13 protein-coding genes, 1 tRNA gene and 1 pseudogene are annotated in these 17481 nt (G+C 62.6%); 10 read left to right on the top strand and 5 right to left on the bottom strand.

The window, feature by feature from the left end; translation table 11 throughout:
- From VMR39_RS07155 to VMR39_RS07135, 5 genes and pseudogenes are all read left to right on the top strand, one after another.
- Nucleotides 1-236: pseudogene (locus tag VMR39_RS07155) on the top strand (hypothetical protein); the annotation flags it as partial.
- Nucleotides 233-1252 carry an arginine N-succinyltransferase gene (locus tag VMR39_RS07150; RefSeq protein WP_325415286.1) on the top strand — a complete coding sequence of 340 codons (1020 nt, stop codon included), beginning with the start codon at nucleotides 233-235 and terminating at the stop codon, nucleotides 1250-1252. The pseudogene VMR39_RS07155 and the gene VMR39_RS07150, both read left to right, overlap by 4 nt.
- Nucleotides 1249-2508, top strand: coding sequence for an N-succinylarginine dihydrolase (locus tag VMR39_RS07145; protein ID WP_325415285.1), 1260 nt, complete (start codon nucleotides 1249-1251; stop codon nucleotides 2506-2508). Before VMR39_RS07150 ends, VMR39_RS07145 begins: the two co-directional genes overlap by 4 nt.
- 32 nt (nucleotides 2509-2540) lie before the next feature.
- A complete protein-coding gene (locus VMR39_RS07140) occupies nucleotides 2541-2756 on the top strand; it encodes a hypothetical protein (protein ID WP_325415287.1) in 216 nt (71 codons plus the stop codon).
- 53 nt (nucleotides 2757-2809) lie between these two features.
- Nucleotides 2810-4258, top strand: a complete 1449-nt coding sequence (locus tag VMR39_RS07135) for a cobyric acid synthase (RefSeq protein ID WP_325415284.1) — start codon at nucleotides 2810-2812, stop codon at nucleotides 4256-4258.
- Between the two features lie 44 nt (nucleotides 4259-4302).
- Here VMR39_RS07135 and VMR39_RS07130 read toward each other — a convergent pair.
- Nucleotides 4303-4379 (bottom strand) — tRNA-Arg (locus tag VMR39_RS07130).
- A 142-nt stretch (nucleotides 4380-4521) separates the two neighbouring features.
- On the opposite strand from VMR39_RS07130, the gene VMR39_RS07125 reads away from it, so the two are divergent.
- A complete protein-coding gene (locus tag VMR39_RS07125; RefSeq protein WP_325415283.1) occupies nucleotides 4522-5016 on the top strand; it encodes a hypothetical protein in 495 nt (164 codons plus the stop codon).
- Between the two features lie 55 nt (nucleotides 5017-5071).
- Here VMR39_RS07125 and ppdK read toward each other — a convergent pair whose 3' ends face one another.
- The 3 genes from ppdK to VMR39_RS07110 all read right to left on the bottom strand — a co-directional run bounded on the left by ppdK (nucleotide 5072) and on the right by VMR39_RS07110 (nucleotide 11235).
- Nucleotides 5072-7771, bottom strand: a complete 2700-nt coding sequence (gene ppdK, locus VMR39_RS07120) for a pyruvate, phosphate dikinase (protein ID WP_325415282.1) — start codon at nucleotides 7769-7771, stop codon at nucleotides 5072-5074.
- A 139-nt stretch (nucleotides 7772-7910) separates the two neighbouring features.
- Complete coding sequence (glyS, locus tag VMR39_RS07115) at nucleotides 7911-10250, bottom strand: glycine--tRNA ligase subunit beta (protein WP_325415281.1); 2340 nt, start codon at nucleotides 10248-10250, stop codon at nucleotides 7911-7913.
- A 112-nt stretch (nucleotides 10251-10362) separates the two neighbouring features.
- Nucleotides 10363-11235, bottom strand: coding sequence for a glycine--tRNA ligase subunit alpha (locus VMR39_RS07110; protein ID WP_325415280.1), 873 nt, complete (start codon nucleotides 11233-11235; stop codon nucleotides 10363-10365).
- 151 nt (nucleotides 11236-11386) lie between these two features.
- Between VMR39_RS07110 and VMR39_RS07105 the strand changes: the two genes are divergently transcribed.
- The 4 genes from VMR39_RS07105 to pth all read left to right on the top strand — a co-directional run bounded on the left by VMR39_RS07105 (nucleotide 11387) and on the right by pth (nucleotide 14535).
- Nucleotides 11387-12274, top strand: a complete 888-nt coding sequence (locus tag VMR39_RS07105) for a TraB/GumN family protein (protein ID WP_414712468.1) — start codon at nucleotides 11387-11389, stop codon at nucleotides 12272-12274.
- Between the two features lie 4 nt (nucleotides 12275-12278).
- Nucleotides 12279-13160 (top strand): TraB/GumN family protein, encoded by an 882-nt coding sequence (locus VMR39_RS07100; protein WP_325415278.1) that lies wholly within the window; start codon nucleotides 12279-12281, stop codon nucleotides 13158-13160.
- Nucleotides 13161-13273: 113 nt separating this feature from the next.
- On the top strand, nucleotides 13274-13888 hold the full coding sequence (locus tag VMR39_RS07095) for a 50S ribosomal protein L25/general stress protein Ctc (RefSeq protein WP_179042352.1): 615 nt from the start codon (nucleotides 13274-13276) through the stop codon (nucleotides 13886-13888).
- 80 nt (nucleotides 13889-13968) lie between these two features.
- Nucleotides 13969-14535, top strand: a complete 567-nt coding sequence (pth, locus tag VMR39_RS07090; protein WP_325415277.1) for an aminoacyl-tRNA hydrolase — start codon at nucleotides 13969-13971, stop codon at nucleotides 14533-14535.
- A gap of 92 nt (nucleotides 14536-14627) precedes the next feature.
- On the opposite strand, the gene VMR39_RS07085 is transcribed toward pth, so the two are convergent.
- On the bottom strand, nucleotides 14628-17390 hold the full coding sequence (locus VMR39_RS07085; protein WP_325415276.1) for a M10 family metallopeptidase: 2763 nt from the start codon (nucleotides 17388-17390) through the stop codon (nucleotides 14628-14630).
- Nucleotides 17391-17481: the final 91 nt, after the last annotated feature.

The raw sequence follows: 17481 nt of genomic DNA, 5'->3' as shown, positions 1-17481 counted from the left end.
TGTCCATCGGATGGCGCGACACCGGCGGTGTGTGCGACGGCAACAATATCGCCGCCTGCGGTGTCCCCGTGGTCGACACGATGGGCGTGCGGGGCGGCAGCATCCATAGCGATGCCGAATTCCTGCTGGTCGACAGCCTGGCCGAGCGCGCGCGGCTGTCGGCGCTGGCCATCTGGCGAATCGCGCAGGGACGATTTCAACCGGGACAGGATATAAGAGAGGGGATAACCGCTTGAGCTTCATCATGCGCATTGCGCGCGCGGACGATTTGCAGACGCTGTATGAAATGGCGAAGCTGACCGGAGGCGGCTTTACCAACCTGCCGCCTGATCGCACATCACTTGCCGCCAAGCTGGAACGCACCGAAAAGGCGCTGGCGCGGCAGGGCGAAGGCATTGAAGACGAACTGATCGTCATGGTACTGGAGAATGTCGAGACCGGGCAAGTCCGTGGCACCTGCCAGATTTTCTCGACCGTGGGGCAAAGCTGGCCCTTCTATTCCTATCGCCTCGGCGTGCTGACCCAGCATAGTCGGGAGTTGGGGCGGACGTTCCGCGCGCAGATGCTATCGCTCACCACCGATCTGGAAGGATCGGTGGAGGTGGGCGGACTGTTCCTCCATCCGCGTGAACGGGCCGAGGGGCTGGGCCTGCTGCTGGCACGCAGCCGCTATCTGTACATCCGCAACCATCGTACGCGCTTCGGCGACCGGGTGATCGCGGAATTGCGCGGCGTCATCGACGAAGCGGGCGGATCGCCCTTTTGGGACGGGCTTGCGGGGCGTTTCTTCGGCATGAGTTTTCAGGAGGCGGATGAGTTCAATGCGGTGAACGGCAACCAGTTCATCGCCGACCTGATGCCCAAGACGCCCATCTACACCGCCATGCTGACCGACAGCGCCCGCGCCGTCATCGGCCTGCCCCATCCCAACGGCCGCGCAGCCATGCGGATGCTGGAGACGGAAGGCTTCGACAATGCCGGCTATGTCGATATTTTCGACGGCGGGCCGACCATGATCGGGCAGATCGATCAGTTGAAGACGATCGCGGCGGCCCGCGACGTCGCCCTGTCTGCCACGCATGATAAGGGCGGCGACCGGATGCTGATCGCGATCGGCCGGCTTGCCGATTATCGCTGCACCTGGGGCTTCGTGCTGGAAAATGCTGACGGCTCAATCTCTCTGGACGCGGCCAGCGCTGCTCGTCTGGGGCTGGAGATAGGCGACATTTTCACCATGGCGGGACGGGCATGAGCGTTACCGAGATCAATTTCGACGGGCTGATCGGACCGAGCCACAATTATGCGGGACTCAGCCTCGGCAATCTGGCGTCCGCCCGCAACGCCGGGGCGGCGTCGCAACCGCGCGCGGCGGCGTTGCAAGGCATCGAGAAGATGCGCGGCAATATCCGGCTGGGGCTGAAGCAGGGCATCTTCCTGCCGCAATGGCGCCCGGACGGCGCCTGGCTGACGCGATTGGGTACGGATGTCGGCGCGGCAGAGCCGCATATCCGCGCCGCCGCCATGTCGGCCTCCTCCATGTGGGCGGCCAATGCAGCCACCGTGTCGCCAGCCGCTGATACGCTGGATGGACGGACGCACCTGACCGTCGCGAACCTCGTCACCATGGCGCATCGCAGCCATGAATGGCCCCAGACGCTGGCTCAGTTGCGGATCGCCTTTTCCGACGATCGCGCCTTTGCGGTGCATGATCCGGTCCCGCCACCCTTCGGCGACGAGGGCGCGGCCAACCACATGCGCCTGACCGAGCGGCACGACCTGCCCGGTGTCGAAGTTTTCGTCTATGGCCAATCCGGTGGCCCCTTCCCCGCACGTCAGCATGTCGAGGCGAGCAAGGCGGTTGCGCGCATCCATGGCCTCGATCCGGCCAAAGCCCTGTTCGTGCAGCAGTCGGAGGAAGCGATCGCGGCCGGCGCCTTCCACAATGACGTGGTCGCCGTCGCCAACGAGCGCGTACTCTTCACCCATGAGCTCGCTTTTGCCGACAAGGCGCGTTTCTACACCGATCTGCGGGCTGCTCTGCCCTGCGTCGAGATTGTGGAAGTTCCGGCGAGCGCCGTCAGCCTGTCCGATGCGATCAGGAGCTATCTGTTCAACGCGCAGCTGGTAACGTTGCCCGATGGCGGCATGGCACTGATCCTGCCGACGGAGGCGCAGGATACGCCGGCTGTCTGGACCTGGCTGCAACAGATGGTCGCTGGCAATGGCCCGATCCGTCGGCTGGTGCCGGTCGATGTGCGCCAGTCCATGGCCAATGGCGGTGGCCCCGCCTGCCTGCGCCTGCGAATCGTGGCCGACCCCGCTACCATCGATCCTCGCTTCCTGGTCGATGAGGCGAAGCTGGAGGCCATTGCGGGTATAGTGTCCAATTATTGGCCAGAATCCATCGCTCCGGAGGATTTGAGCGACACCCGGCTGATTGCACGGATCGAGCAATCATGGTTAGCACTTGTTGACCATTTGCAACTTTCAGGCGACCTCGCCCCCTGATCGCAAGGGGGCTGATGTCAGACGGGATGACCATGGAACGGATCAAGAGCCTCTTCATCATCAAGACCAAGTTCGAGGCGTTTCTGGTCATCTATGCTCTGGCGCTGGGCGCTGCCGAACGCGGGGTCGCCTATATGCATCAATATCCCGGCACCGGCGGCCAGTTGCTGGCACTCGCCTGTTCGGGCGCCGTGTTCATGGCGGGCGGAATGATCATCGACGCGCTGGAATATAAGCGCGGTATCTGAACCGCATCGTCGACGCCCTTGCCCTGCCTGCCGCCTGACGGCAGGAGGAAAGGATGGGCGCTATCATGTTGCAGGGAACCGGGTCGGATGTTGGCAAGTCGGTGCTGGTCGCCGGGCTATGCCGGGCACTGGTGCGGCGGGGCTATCGGGTCAGGCCGTTCAAGCCGCAGAATATGTCCAACAATGCCGCCGTGACGACCGACGGGGGCGAGATCGGCCGAGCGCAAGCCTTGCAGGCGATCGCCTGCGGCGTGCCGCTCCATACCGACATGAACCCGGTACTGCTGAAACCGCAGGCCGACCGGACCTCGCAACTCATCGTGCATGGACAGGTGCGCGGTACGCTGGGGTCGGGCAATTATCGCGCGGCGCGGGGGCAATTGCTGGGGGCCGTGCTCGAAAGCTACGCGCGGTTGAAGGCGCAGTGCGATATCGGCGTCGTCGAGGGTGCGGGGTCGCCCGCCGAAATCAACCTGCGTGCCGGAGACATCGCCAATATGGGCTTTGCTCGCGCCGCCAATGTCCCCGTGATATTGGTCGGCGATATCGACCGAGGTGGCGTGATCGCAGCGGTGGTCGGTACGCGGGCGGTGATCGATCCGGAGGATGCCGCGATGATCCGGGGCTTCCTCATCAACAAATTCCGTGGCGATCCTTCGCTGTTCGAGGATGGCTATGCCCAGATCGAATCGCTGTCCGGCTGGCGCGGCATGGGCGTGGTTCCCTGGCTCGACGCCGTAGCGCGACTGCCGAGCGAGGATGCGGTGGTGCTGGACCGGCGGTCCTTCTCAGCCGATGCGCCGCTGGTGATCGCCTGCCCGGTGTTGCCGCGCATTTCCAATTTCGACGACCTCGATCCGCTGAAGCTGGAGCCGACTGTCGACCTGCGCATGATCGGGCCGGGCCAACCGATCCCGGCCGAGGCTGCGCTGGTGATCCTGCCCGGCTCCAAGGCGACGATTGCCGATATGCGGGCGATGGTGGCGCAGCAGTGGGACATCGACATTCGCGCGCATCACCGGCGTGGCGGCGCCGTGCTGGGCATTTGCGGCGGGTATCAGATGCTGGGGAAGACGATCAGCGACCCCGATGGGGTGGAAGGGCCGGCCGGTGCAATCGAGGGCCTGGGCCTGCTGGACGTGAACACGGTCCTGAGCGGCGCCAAGACGCTGGAGGCCGTGCGCGGGCGAGCGCTGGACGCAGCTTTCGACGGCTATGAGATGCATATGGGGCGCACCGATGGCCCGGACTGCGCGCAACCCTTTGCGCTGCTGGATGGGCAGCCCGACGGCGCCATCAGCCGGGATGGCCGAGTCATGGGCAGCTATGTGCATGGGCTGCTTGCCAGCACCGCGTTGCGCGACGCGCTGCTGCGGCGGTTGGGCGGGCAATCGGCGGGTGAGGATTATGACCATTCGGTCGAGGATGCGCTGGACGAGATCGCGACGCTGCTGGAAATCCATGCCGACATCGACGCCATGATCGCTTTGGCCACAGGTTGAAGGCAAAGAAAAAGGCGACTGAAAAGCCGCCCGTTTCTAGAAAATGGTGCACCCGGAACGATTCGAACGTCCGACCCTCAGATTCGTAGTCTGATGCTCTATCCAGCTGAGCTACGGGTGCGTTGGAGTGGCGCTGATAGAAGCGACCGAAGGATTGGGCAAGCCCCTTTTTACACTTTTCCTACGGTTAATTTGGTGGCCCGGTCCGCACGGCAACCTTTGCCCCCTTTCCCCGTTCAGAACGCAGGAAAGGATGCCAAACAATGAGCTTCACCATGAACGAACTGGCGCTGCTGCTGATCGCGTTGGCCGTGGGCTGGCTGCTGGGCCTGATGATGAGCGGGCGCGGCAAATATCGGCAGCTTTGGCGCGACGAGCAGATCGCGCATCGCACCGCTATTAAGGAACGCGACGCACGAATCGAAGCTGCCAACACGCGAATCGCCGAACTGGAGCGACAGTCGGCCGGTCCGATCGGTCCGGGCACCGCGACGGCGGTCGCAGGCGCGGTGCATGGCCGGGACAACCTCAGTCGAATCAGGGGCATCAGCGAGACGCAGGAAGTTTCTCTGAACGAGGCGGGCTATCATCGGTTCGCGCAGATCGCCGCGCTCAATGCCGAGCAGGAAGCCACACTGGAGGCTCGGCTGGGGCTAAAGCCCGGCGCGATCGCGCATGAGGACTGGCGCGGGCAGGCGGTGGAACTGGATCGTGGCGAAAAGCCCGGCCTGTTCAGTCGCCTGACCGGATCGAACTGAATCCCGGACCGGCCTGAAATGAAGAAGGGCGGGAGTTGCCTCCCGCCCTTTCCCTTTACTTCTTCGCCAGCGCAGCCTGCGCCGCAGCGAGGCGGGCGATCGGCACGCGATAGGGCGAGGCCGACACATAATCGAGGCCGGTCTGCTCGCAGAAGGCGATTGAGGCAGGATCACCGCCATGCTCGCCGCAGATGCCGAGCTTGATGCCGGGGCGGGTCGCCCGGCCGCGTTCGGCCGCCAGTTCGATCAGCTGGCCCACACCCTCCACATCGATGCTGACGAACGGGTCGCGGGCGAAGATGCCCTTATCAACATATTGCGTCAGGAAGCGGCCGGCGTCGTCGCGGCTGATGCCGATCGTGGTCTGGGTCAAGTCGTTGGTGCCGAAGGAGAAAAATTCGCCGACTTCGGCAATCTCGCCTGCCTTGAGCGCCGCACGGGGCAATTCGATCATCGTACCGACAAGATAGTCGACCGATGCGCCCTTCTCCGCAAAGACGTCCTTGGCGACCTGATCGACGATCGCCTTCATCAGTTCCAGCTCCTTCTTCGTCGCGACGAGCGGGATCATGACTTCGGGGATCGGCGCCTCACCGCTCCGTTCCTTCACGATCAGCGCGGCTTCGAAGATGGCACGGGCCTGCATCTCGTAGATTTCGGGATAGGTGACGCCCAAACGGCAACCGCGATGGCCGAGCATCGGGTTGAATTCATGCAGTTCGGCAGCGCGACGCTTGAGCGCCTCGACACCGACGCCGGCGGCCTTTGCCACTTCCTCGAACTCCGCTTCACCGTGCGGCAGGAACTCGTGGAGCGGCGGGTCGAGCAGGCGGATGGTCACGGGCAGGCCGGCCATCACCATGAAGATCTGCGCGAAGTCATCGCGCTGTTCGGGCAGCAGCTTGTCAAGCGCGGCGCGGCGGCCCTTCTCGCTGTCGGCCAGGATCATTTCGCGCACGGCGGTGATGCGCGCCGCATCGAAGAACATACGTTCGGTACGGCACAGACCCACGCCCTCGGCGCCGAATTCGCGCGCGACCTTGCAGTCCTGCGGGGTTTCGGCATTGGCGCGGACCTTGAGGCGACGGACCTTGTCGGCCCAGGCCATCAGGATGCCGAAGTCGCCGGCCAGTTCGGGCTGAACGGTCGGAACCTCGCCCGCCATGACTTCGCCGGTAGCGCCGTCGATGGTCAGGATGTCGCCTTCCTTCAGCTCGCGGCTGCCGATGCGCAGGATCTTGTTGGCATTGTCGATCGACAGGCTGCCCGCGCCGGAAACGCAGGGACGGCCCATGCCGCGCGCCACCACGGCGGCGTGGCTGGTCATGCCGCCGCGCGCGGTCAGGATGCCCTTGGCCGCGTGCATGCCGTGAATGTCTTCCGGCGAGGTTTCGACGCGGACCAGGATGACGGCGTCACCCAGTTCGTTGCGACGCTCGGCCGTGTCGGCGTCGAACACGATCAGGCCGCTGGCCGCGCCCGGCGAGGCAGGCAGGCCCTTGGTCAGCACGTCGCGCGGCGCCTTGGGATCGAGGGTCGGGTGGAGAAGCTGATCGAGCGCGGCGGGATCGACGCGGGCGACGGCTTCTTCTTCCGAGATCAGGCCTTCGCTCGCCATGTCGACCGCGATCTTGAGCGCGGCCTTGGCAGTGCGCTTGCCCGAACGGGTCTGGAGCATCCAGAGCTTGCCCTGCTGCACCGTGAACTCGATGTCCTGCATGTCGCGATAATGTTTTTCGAGGATTTCGAACACCCGCGCCAGTTCGGCATAGGTTTCGGGCATCGCCTCTTCCATCGACAGCGGCTTGGCCCCTGCCCGTTCGCGCGCCTGCTTGGTGAGGTACTGCGGCGTGCGGATGCCCGCGACCACGTCCTCGCCCTGGGCGTTGATCAGATATTCGCCATAATAGGCGTTCTCGCCGGTGGCGGGGTCGCGGGTGAAGGCGACGCCAGTGGCTGAGGTGTCGCCCATATTGCCGAACACCATCGCCTGCACGTTGACGGCAGTGCCCCAGTCGCCGGGGATCGAGTTCAGGCGGCGATAGACCTTCGCACGGTCGGCCTGCCACGAACCGAACACGGCGCTGATCGCGCCCCAGAGCTGGTCATGGACGTCCTGCGGGAAGGGCTTGTTCCAGAGCTTCTGGACCAGCGCCTTATATTCGCTGACCAGCGCCTTCCAGTCGTCGGCGGTCAGTTCGGTGTCGAGCGTATAGCCATTATCTTCCTTGGCGATTTCGAGGGCTTCCTCGAACGCGCCATGATCCAGTTCCAGAACGACGTCCGAATACATCTGGATGAAGCGGCGATAGCTGTCCCAGGCGAAACGCTCGTCACCCGATGCGGCGGCAAGGCCCAGCACGGTTTCGTCGTTGAGGCCGAGGTTGAGGACGGTGTCCATCATGCCCGGCATCGAAATGCGCGCGCCAGACCGGACCGACACCAGCAGCGGGTCGGCCTTGTCACCGAACCTCTTGCCGGTGACGCCCTCGATATGAGCGATGCCGTTCGCGACCTCAGCCTTCAGGCTTTCGGGATAGACGCCGCCATCGGTATAATAGCGGGTACACATTTCGGTGGTGATGGTGAAGCCCGGCGGCACCGGCAGGCCGATCGCGGCCATGCCATCGAGGTTGGCGCCCTTGCCGCCCAGCAAGTTCTTGTCGCCCTTCCCCCCGTCATTCACGTCACCGCCAAAACGATAGACATAGCGGGTCGAAGTGCTGCTCATCTGGGCCTCTTCCGTCATTACCATAGTACCGGCTCTCCCTGCACTGATTGCCGAGTTGTGCGTTGCAACAATGTTGTCGCAATTAGCGTCATAATGCTTGATGGGATAGGAAATATCCCGCCTAACTTCGCATATTTCCCGTAAATTTTGGAATATCGTTTCCTTATCCCGCAATTTTCGAAAAGTCGGCGACATTGTGCACTGCATCACGCACTCGCGCCAGCAGCGCGAGGCGAGTCGTGCGTTTGGCCGGATCGGCATCATTGACCGTGACGGCATCAAAGAAGGCATCGATCGGCGCGCGGAGCGTCGCGAGCGCGGCCATGGCGCCCTCGAAATCCTCCGCCGCCACAGCCTGCGCCGCCCGCGGTTCCGCCGCATCGAGCGCGGCGATCAGGTCAGCTTCCGCTTTTTCCGGTTCATAGGAAAGGGAAATTGCTTCCGCCTTTTCAACACCTTCCTTCTTGAGGATATTGGCAGCGCGCTTGTAGCCGGCGAGCAGGTTGGCGCCGTCGTCGGTCGCGACGAAGGACTGGAGCGCCTTCACTCGGGCGAGCAGGCGGACGAGATCATCCTCGCCGCCCAGTGCGAATACTGCGTCGATCAGGTCGTGACGGACACCGGCTTCCTTCTGCTGGACCTTGAGGCGGTCGGCGAAGAAGTCGAGGAGTAAGGGTAGAGCCCCTTCAATCCGCGAAACCACGGACGATTTAGCTTTCTCAAATTTTTCGTCGATGTATGTTTCTTCGTGAGCTGGAACCAGGTCAACGCCGACAGACTGGGCAGCAATTTCATAACTTCCATACGCAAAACCATCGACGAATGCTGCGCGATACATAGCGCCTTTGCTCATTTCTTGGATAATAATAGGCGTCAGTTCTAGACGCAGATTACAAACGACAAGAAGAGACAGCACTGACAAGGCTTGTCGTCTTAAAGCAAATGGATCCTTCGATCCTGTAGGCAGCAGATCAACGAAAAAGAATTGGCAGAGGGTATCCAGCTTGTCCGCCAGCGACACCGCTACCGTGACCGGCGCAACGGGCACGTCATCGCCCTGCCCGACCGGCTTGTAATGGTCGCGGATGGCGTCGGCCACCGCGTCGGGCAGGCCTTCGGCGCGGGCGTAATAGCCGCCCATAACGCCCTGCAATTCGGGGAACTCGCCGACCATTTCGGTGACGAGGTCGGCCTTGGCGAGGCGCGCTGCCTGTTCGGCGAGGTCGGCCAGTCCTTCCTTGCCGTGCTCCTGCGCACGCAGGAGCCCCGGGCCGGATTGCGCGTCGTCACCCTGGGCTCCTGCTTTCGCAGGAGCACTGGAGCCAACAATCCCCTCTTCCACCAGCCATCTTGCCAGCTTCGCGACGCGATCGACCTTGTCGGCGACGGTGCCGAGTTTCTCGTGGAAGGTGATGCGTTCCAGCTTCTGCGCATGGTCCGCGAGGCTGGTCTTGCGGTCCTGCTCCCAGAAGAAGCGGGCGTCGCTGAGGCGCGCGGCCAGAACCTTGCGGTTGCCGGCGATGATCGCCGCGCCGCCATCCTTCGCCTCGATATTGGCGGTGCAGATAAAGGCCGGGGCCAGCTTGCCCGCCGCATCGCGCAGCACGAAATATTTCTGGTTGATGCGCAGTGTCAGCTGGATGACTTCGGGCGGCACTTCCAGAAAGGCCGGATCGAAATCGCCGAGCAGCGGCACCGGCCATTCGGTGAGGCCCGCATTTTCCGCCACCAGCCCCTTGTCCTCGATCACGCTATAGCCAAGCGCGGCGGCGGCCTGTGCGGCCTTCGCCTCGATGATCGACTGGCGTTCCTGATGGCTCGCGATGACATGGCAGGCGCGCAGCTTTTCGACATAGTCGTGCGCACTGCCGATGGTGATTTCACCCGGATGATGGAAGCGATGGCCGAGCGTGGCGTAGCCGCTACGAATGACGTTTTTGTTGGTCGCATCGCCGGCCGGAAAACCGGCTCCCACTTTTCCTGGCGATGCTCCGTCGATCTCGATATCGACAAGATCTTCGCCCAGGATCGCGACGATGCCCTGCAACGGACGGACCCAGCGCAGACTTTCGGTCGTCTGGCTGGCGACGCCCCAGCGCATCGACTTGGGCCAGGGGAAAGCCCGGACCACGGCCGGGACCGCTTCGGCCAGTACCTGCGCCGTGGCGCGACCGGGCTTGTTCACCACGGCGAACCACACGCCATCGCGGTCTTCCAGCTGATCCTGCGTCAGGCCGGTCTTGCGCAAAAAGCCTTCAAGCGCCTGCGCGGGGGCGCTGGTGCGCGGGCCTTTGAATTCCTCGCTCACCGCCGCCGTTTCGAGCGGCAGGTTGCGGGCGATCAACGCCAGACGGCGCGGCGTGACGAAGCTGTCGACGGCTTCAGGCTTGAGGCCCGCCTTCGCCAGTTCCTCGGTAAAGAGGCGGGCGAGGTCGTCGGAGGCCTTGAGCTGCATGCGCGCGGGAATTTCTTCGCAGCGCAGTTCGAGGAGGAAATCGGTCATGCTCAAATATTCCGTTCATCTCGAGCGAAGTCGAGAGACGTGAAGGACAGGTGGCGCGAACGTGTCTCGACTTCGCTCGACACGAACGGCGTTAGGTGGGCAACCAGTTGCATCACGCGGCCCACCCGTTCACTTCCATCCACTTTTCGCACGCGCCCTTGGCGAGGTCGCGGACGCGGCCGATATAGCTGGCGCGTTCCTGCACCGAGATGACGCCGCGCGCCTGGAGCAGGTTGAACACATGGCTGGCCTTGATCGCCTGGTCATAGGCAGCGAGCGGGACGCCCGCTGCCAGCGACGCCTTGCACTCGGCCTCGGCATCCTTGAACCAGCGGAACAGCTTTTCGGTGTCGGCGATCTCGAAATTCCATTTCGACATCTGCTTCTCATTTTCGAGGAAGACGTCGCCATAGGTGACGCCCGCATCGTTGAACTTCAGGTCGTAGACGCTGTCGACGCCCTGAATATACATGGCGAGGCGTTCAAGCCCGTAGGTCAGCTCGCCCGCGACTGGCTTGCAGTCGAACCCGCCCATCTGCTGGAAATAAGTGAACTGGGTGACTTCCATGCCATCGCACCAGACTTCCCAGCCGAGACCCCAGGCGCCCAGCGTCGGACTTTCCCAGTCATCCTCGACGAAACGGATGTCATGGACCAGCGGATCGATGCCGATTTCCTTCAGCGACCCCAGATAGAGTTCCTGAAGGTTCGCCGGGCTGGGCTTCATGATCACCTGATACTGGTAATAATGCTGAAGCCGGTTGGGATTTTCGCCATAGCGGCCATCGGTCGGGCGACGGCTGGGCTGCACATAGGCGGCGTTCCAGGCGTTGGGACCAAGGCTGCGCAGCGTGGTCGCCGGGTGGAAGGTGCCCGCGCCGACTTCCATGTCATAGGGTTGGAGAATGACGCAGCCCTGTTTCCCCCAATAGGCATGGAGGGTCAGGATCAGGTCCTGGAAGGAAAGCACTTTGCCTTCGGCCACGGATGGTCCCTTGTCGAATAGCTGGAAACAGCTGTTTTACGTGGTCCGCGCCTTGGCGCATGGGGCCGATACGGTCAAGGAAAAGCGGCGGCAAACAGGGTTAAGCGGCTTGCCCTTGCGCCGCGCGCTCCCCATGGAGGGAGGCATGAAGATGATCCCTGCTTTGCTTCGCACATTTTCCGCCGCGCTGCTGCTGATCGGAGGGGCCGCGCAGGCTCGTCCGGCATCCATCGCCACCCCTGCCCTCTGGCAGGTGAAGGATGACGACACGACCATCTATCTGTTCGGTACGGTCCATGTGATGAAGCCGGGCATCGACTGGTTCAACGGCGGCGTGAAGCAGGCGTTCGACAAGTCCGACCAGCTGGTGCTGGAGATCATCGAGCCGGACGACCCCAACCAGCTGGGTGCGACCATGGCGGGCATGGCGATGGCAAAGGACGGAGTGAAGCTGTCCGACCGGCTCAGCCCCGATGCGCGGGCGACCTATCAGGCGGCGATGGACGCCAACGGCATGCCATGGCGGGCGTTCGACATGTTCAATCCGTGGATGGCGGGCATGGCGCTGTCGGTCGCGCCGCTGGAGAAGCTGGGATACAAGAATGATCTGGGCGCGGAGAAGATCCTGCGCAGCGCCGCGACCGCCGCAGGCAAGAAGGTCGACGCGCTGGAGACGGTGGAGCAGCAGGTGGGCTTCTTCGCCAGCCTGCCGATGGCGCAGCAGGTGCAGTTCCTGAACGCGACCGTCGACGGCCTGCCGGAGATGGAGAAGGAATTTGGCGATCTGCTGACCTATTGGCAGGCGGGCCAGCCGGACAAGCTGGCCAAGTCGATGAACGAATCGCTGGAGGCGACGCCGGAACTGGCGCAGGTGCTGCTTACCGGACGCAACGCCAACTGGGCCAAGTGGATCAAGGCCCGGCTGGACCAGCCGGGCACCGTCTTCGTCGCGGTGGGCGCGGGCCATCTGGCGGGCAAGGGCAGCGTGCAGGATCAGTTGAAGGCGCTGGGCGTCGCATCGCACCGGGTGAAGGAGTGACGCGATGCGGCTGATGACGCGCTTCTTCGCCTTCTTCGCGCTTACGCTCGTTGCGGCCTGTAGCAAGGCGCCCGAACAGCCGCCGGCACAGGGCGGCCCAGCCCTGTGGCAGGTGCAACGGGGTGAGCTGAAGGGCTGGCTGTTCGGGACGATCCATGTCCTGCCGAGCGGCATCGCCTGGGACACGCCGGCGATAAAGGATGCCATGGGACAGGCCGACCGGCTGGTGCTGGAGGCGGCGGACTTGCAGGACGAGCAGAAGACGCTGAGCCTGTTCGAGCAGATGGGCCGCAGTCCGGACCTGCCGCCGCTGGAGGCGCGGGTGCCGGAGACGGAGAAGGCCCCGCTGCTCAAGGCGTTGAGCGATGGCGGGACCAGTTCGCAACTGCTGTCGGGTTATGAAAGCTGGGCGGCGGCGATGCTATTGTCGGCGGCAAGCCAGCAAGGGCTGGGCGTCAGCCAGGATGACGGCGTGGAACCGGTGCTGATCGCGGCCTTCAAGAAGGCAGGCAAGCCGATCGGGGGGCTGGAGACAGTGGAGCGGCAATTCGCCGCCTTCGACACCCTGCCGGAAGCCGCGCAATCGCGCCTGCTGGTTCAGACCGTGCATGAAGCCAAGGGCATGAAGGCCCTCTACGACCGTATCCTCAAGGCCTGGGTGAAGGGCGACATGGATGCGATCGCGAAGGAGGACCAGAATGGCGAGCAGCCCGATCGGCAAGTCGAGGACGCTGTGCTGGTCGCGCGCAACCGCGACTGGGTGAAGACGATCGAGCCGATGAGGGGGCGCCCCTTCATCGCCGTGGGCGCGGGGCACCTGACCGGGCGGGAGAATCTGATCGATCTGCTCAAGGCGCGGGGGTTCACGATCACGCGGGTGCAGTGAACAGCCTGCCCCTTGCCTTTCCACCCCTTTCTGCTAAAGGGCCGCCTTCCCGCGATGGTCATCCCTGGAGGCGTGGCGGGAAATTGTATCAAATTTGCTTTTGGAGACACGCAATGAGCGAGCAGCTTACGCTGTCGGCCGAGGCACGCGATCGGGCAGGCAAGGGAGCCTCCCGCGCTCTCCGCCGCGAGGGCCGCGTACCCGCCGTCATCTACGGTAACAATGAAGAACCCCTGTCGATCCACGTCGAGGAAAAGCTCCTCAACAAGCAGCTCGGCACCGGTCACTTCTTCAATTCGGTCATCATGGTCGAAGTTGGCGGCAAGACCGTCCGCACTCTGGCCAAGGACGTGGCGTTCCACCCCGTCTCCGACCGTCCGCTGCACGCCGATTTCCTGCGCGTTTCGGAACATGCCACTGTCACCGTCGCGGTCCCCGTGCGCTTCGAGAATGAAGACGCCTCGCCGGGCCTGAAGAAGGGTGGCGTGCTGAACGTCGTCCGTCACGACATCGAACTGGTCGTCGACGCGGCCAAGATCCCCGAAGACGTCGTTGTCGACCTGTCGGGCTTCGAAGTGGGCGATTCGATCCACATCAGCGCCGTGACGCTGCCCAAGGGCGCGAAGACGGCGATCGACGACCGCGACTTCACCATCGCCACGATCGTTGCTCCCTCGGCTCTCAAGAGCGCCGAAGGCGACACCGAAACCCCGGCCGAAGGCGAATAAGCCTTTTCCAGCCGTAAGGTTTTTGCAAAGTCCCGTTCGAGCCACGCTCGGGCGGGGCTTTGCTTTTCTGGAGAATGTTGATGCAGATCTGGGCGGGCCTCGGCAATCCGGGGCAGCAATATGCGATGCACCGGCACAATGTCGGCTTCATGGTCGCGGACCTGATCGCCGACATGTATCGCTTCTCCCCGCCGAAAAAGCAGTTTCAGGGCTGGGTGCAGGAAGGCCGGATCGGGCCGGAGAAGATCCTGCTGGTGAAGCCAGCGACCTTCATGAACGAAAGCGGTCGGTCGATCGGTGAGGCGATGCGCTTCTACAAGCTGACGCCGCAGGATGTGACCGTCTTCCACGACGAACTCGACCTCACGCCGATGAAGGTCAAGGTGAAGCGCGGCGGTGGCAATGCCGGACATAATGGGCTGCGGTCGACGGATGCACATATCGGCGCAGATTTCCGCCGGGTCCGGATCGGCATCGGCCATCCGGGGCATAAGGACAAGGTCCATGGATATGTGCTGGGCAACTATGCCAAAAGCGAAATGGACGCGCTGGCCGACATGCTGGGGGCGATCGGCGCGGAGGCGGAATGGCTGGCAAAGAATGACGACGCGCGCTTCATGAACGAGGTCGCACTGCGGCTGGCTTGAAGTCTGGCTCATATGTCACTGGAACAGGCGGCAAATGAAAAGGCGCCTGACAATCGTCGGGCGCCTTCTCTGCGGGACGAAAACCAGCCCCTTTAGACGATCACGAACTCCGCATTGGTCATGGCCAGCCCGGTCGAGATGTTGGCGAACTGCACTGCGGCCGTCGCACCGGTGCCGTCCGCGTCAAACAGCAGAGCGCCGGTCGCGCTGTTGTAGATGATCCGGTCTGACGCATCGCCAGCAGCAGATCCGATCCGGAACGCGGCAGCAGAAAGAGAGCCGATCGCAAGCCCGCCAAAGGCTGCCGAATTCAGACGAAATGTATCGTCAGCGACAGAGTAATCCGTCACCGTGTCGACATTTCCCCCGCCGAGGCCGTTCAGGAAGGCAAAGATGTCCTTGCCGCCGCCGCCGGTGAGCGTGTCCGCGCCAGAACCGCCGTTGAGTATGTCATCGCCGTTGCCACCATCCAGCACGTCATTGCCACCGCCGCCATTGAGTTGATCGTTACCCGACCCACCCTTCAGGTTGTTGTTCCCGGCATTGCCGCCAAGTATATCGTGGAAGGCCGATCCGGACAGATGCTCGATGGAAATCAGCGTATCGCTACCAGCACCACCAGTCGCCTGAGCGCCGGAAACTGCCAGGCTTACGGTCACGCCGGCGGTGGCATCGATATAGCGGACGGTATCATCCCCCGCGCCGCCGTTCATCGTGTCGTTGCCGTCGCCCCCTTCGAGAATGTCGTTGCCGCCATTGCCGTTCAATATGTCATTGCCGCCCAGCCCCTTCAGACTGTTGTTGGCATCATTGCCATTGATCGTCTGGGCAAAATTATTGCCGGTCAGGCTGGAGTTGGACGTGCCGGTAAGGGTTGCAATCTCGATCAGGCGTCCCGTGAGGCTATAGGTCACCGTGGTGAAGAGCGTATCGTTGCCGCCGGCTGCCGAGCTTTCGATCACATTGTCGCTAGCCGTATTAACATAATAAATGTCGTTACCATTGCCGCCATTCATGACGTCGACGCCTTCGCCGCCATCCAGAACATCAGCCCCTTCGCCACCGAAAAGAGTGTCATTCCCGGCAAGACCATAAATAACGTCATTGCCGTCATTGCCGTTGAGAACGTTGACCTCCCCGGAGCCGATAATGTTGTCCGCCCCTGCGCCAGCATTCACATTCTCAACGCTGGCCAGTGAAATCGGACCGGATAGGGTGTTGATATTCCAGAACTCGCCATCGGTCAGGTTGACATAGCCATTCAATCCGGACGCACCCGTGAAATCGAACATGTCGATACCCGCACCGCCGACGAATATCTCGCCATAGCCACCACCCCAGCCGCTGACGATTTTCAACGTGTCGTTGCCGTCTTCACCGTAGATGAGATCCCGCCCACTGCCACCGTCGAAAATGTCATTTCCGGCGCCGCCGCGAAGCTGGTCGTTACCGTCACCACCGGAGATTAAGTCATTGCCGTCGCCGCCGGACAGGGTGTCGTCACCCGAACCGCCATTGATGATATCATTGCCCGCATTGCCACGCAGCACATTGTTGGCGTCATTGCCGGTGATGCTATCGGCGCCCGATCCTCCATTCGCGTTCTCTATCAAGGACGCCTTGTTTCCCTGATAGAGCAATGCGTTGAAGATGTTGCCGCGGGCGTAGACGCTGCTGCCATTGTCGCCCAGATAGGCAAGCTGCGCCTCGCTGAACACCGAATAGCCGCCGGGATTGAGGTCCAGCGTCAAATTGGTCGTGTAATTGGACAGGTCATAGGTATCGACGCCGCCGCCGTCCCAGACGGTTGCGAAGATACGATTGCCGCCCGGATCGATTGCCAGCCCGCCGTCGATATAGGTTTCGCCGGTCGTCGGACTCCAAGTGTAGACCGTGTTGCCGCTGTTGACCGTATAGTCGGCGCCATACATGGTCTGAAGCGCCAATATGTCGAGCATCATGAAGCTCTGAGGGCCGCCCCAATCCTCATAGCTGTAGCCGCTGAGCGGCGCGCCGACATAACTGCGATATGTCATGACCGAAAATTCGATCGAGTCCCAGGCCGTGGGCAGCGCGACATTGCTGGGGCCGCCTGTTTCCTGCCCATGTTTGAGGCCCAGCGAATGGCCCAGTTCGTGGAACATTGTGTGCCAGGCGTAATTGCCCGCCACCGGCGTCTTCAGCGAATAGAGACCGCCAATGACGGTGTCGTAATAATTGCCGAAGAAAGTGTCGCCGCCATAGATGCTGTTGTCGGGATAATAGGCGTATGCGGTGCCGGGATCATCCGAATTGGCGCCACGGATGGTCGCCGTGCTCACGCCCGATCCTGCATAGCTGATGCCGAGATTGGTGAAGGCCTCGACGGAAAAGGCGGTCGCCGCCAAGGGCTGCGTATAGGCCGACTGATCGAGCGCGGTGTGCATCGCCCGCATCTGCAAGGCGGAAAATTGCAAAAAGCCTTCATTTTGCGCGCTGATGCCGTTGCCGTCACCATCCGAAAAATAGCCCGACTGATAGTCGGCGGCGGAATCGGTGTCGGCATAAGTGATCGCGCCGGCCCATTTCACGCCGCTCAGGATGCCGTCTATCTTTGCGTCGCCGGTCCCGGCCTGCGCCGCAGTGGTCGAGGCGCTACCATTTTCATTGATGCCGTTCGCGCTGCTGCCCATATTGGGCGGTGTCGGCGCCTCTTCCGGATACAATAGCAACATGTCGCTGCGCGACTGCGCATTGCCGACGAGCGACCAGAGATCGGACGCATTGTTGAGCGAGAAAGAAGACGGATTAACGGACGCCGATGCGCCTTGACTCGAAGAAAGCTTAGTCGGTCCAGCCCCTGTGACCTTGAGCATACATCCTCCTGCATGAAGCTTGGGATGACACGTTCACTGTGTCTTTTGCGACCGCTTTGCACGATGTCATGGCATCATTTCACCAGGCTGC

Source organism: Sphingobium sp., assembly GCF_035511395.1.
GTDB lineage: Bacteria > Pseudomonadota > Alphaproteobacteria > Sphingomonadales > Sphingomonadaceae > Sphingobium.
The sequence above is the reverse complement of the archived record's forward strand: the minus strand, read 5'-3'. Positions and strand labels throughout refer to the sequence as shown.

Coding starts and splice junctions, on each gene's coding strand:
- VMR39_RS07145 (WP_325415285.1), top strand. CDS start 1,249: ATGAGCGTTACCGAGATCAATTTCGACGGGCTGATCGGACCGAGCCAC.
- VMR39_RS07140 (WP_325415287.1), top strand. CDS start 2,541: ATGGAACGGATCAAGAGCCTCTTCATCATCAAGACCAAGTTCGAGGCG.
- VMR39_RS07135 (WP_325415284.1), top strand. CDS start 2,810: ATGGGCGCTATCATGTTGCAGGGAACCGGGTCGGATGTTGGCAAGTCG.
- VMR39_RS07125 (WP_325415283.1), top strand. CDS start 4,522: ATGAGCTTCACCATGAACGAACTGGCGCTGCTGCTGATCGCGTTGGCC.
- ppdK (WP_325415282.1), bottom strand. CDS start 7,771: ATGGTAATGACGGAAGAGGCCCAGATGAGCAGCACTTCGACCCGCTAT.
- glyS (WP_325415281.1), bottom strand. CDS start 10,250: ATGACCGATTTCCTCCTCGAACTGCGCTGCGAAGAAATTCCCGCGCGC.
- VMR39_RS07105 (WP_414712468.1), top strand. CDS start 11,387: ATGATCCCTGCTTTGCTTCGCACATTTTCCGCCGCGCTGCTGCTGATC.
- VMR39_RS07100 (WP_325415278.1), top strand. CDS start 12,279: ATGCGGCTGATGACGCGCTTCTTCGCCTTCTTCGCGCTTACGCTCGTT.
- VMR39_RS07095 (WP_179042352.1), top strand. CDS start 13,274: ATGAGCGAGCAGCTTACGCTGTCGGCCGAGGCACGCGATCGGGCAGGC.
- pth (WP_325415277.1), top strand. CDS start 13,969: ATGCAGATCTGGGCGGGCCTCGGCAATCCGGGGCAGCAATATGCGATG.
- VMR39_RS07085 (WP_325415276.1), bottom strand. CDS start 17,390: ATGCTCAAGGTCACAGGGGCTGGACCGACTAAGCTTTCTTCGAGTCAA.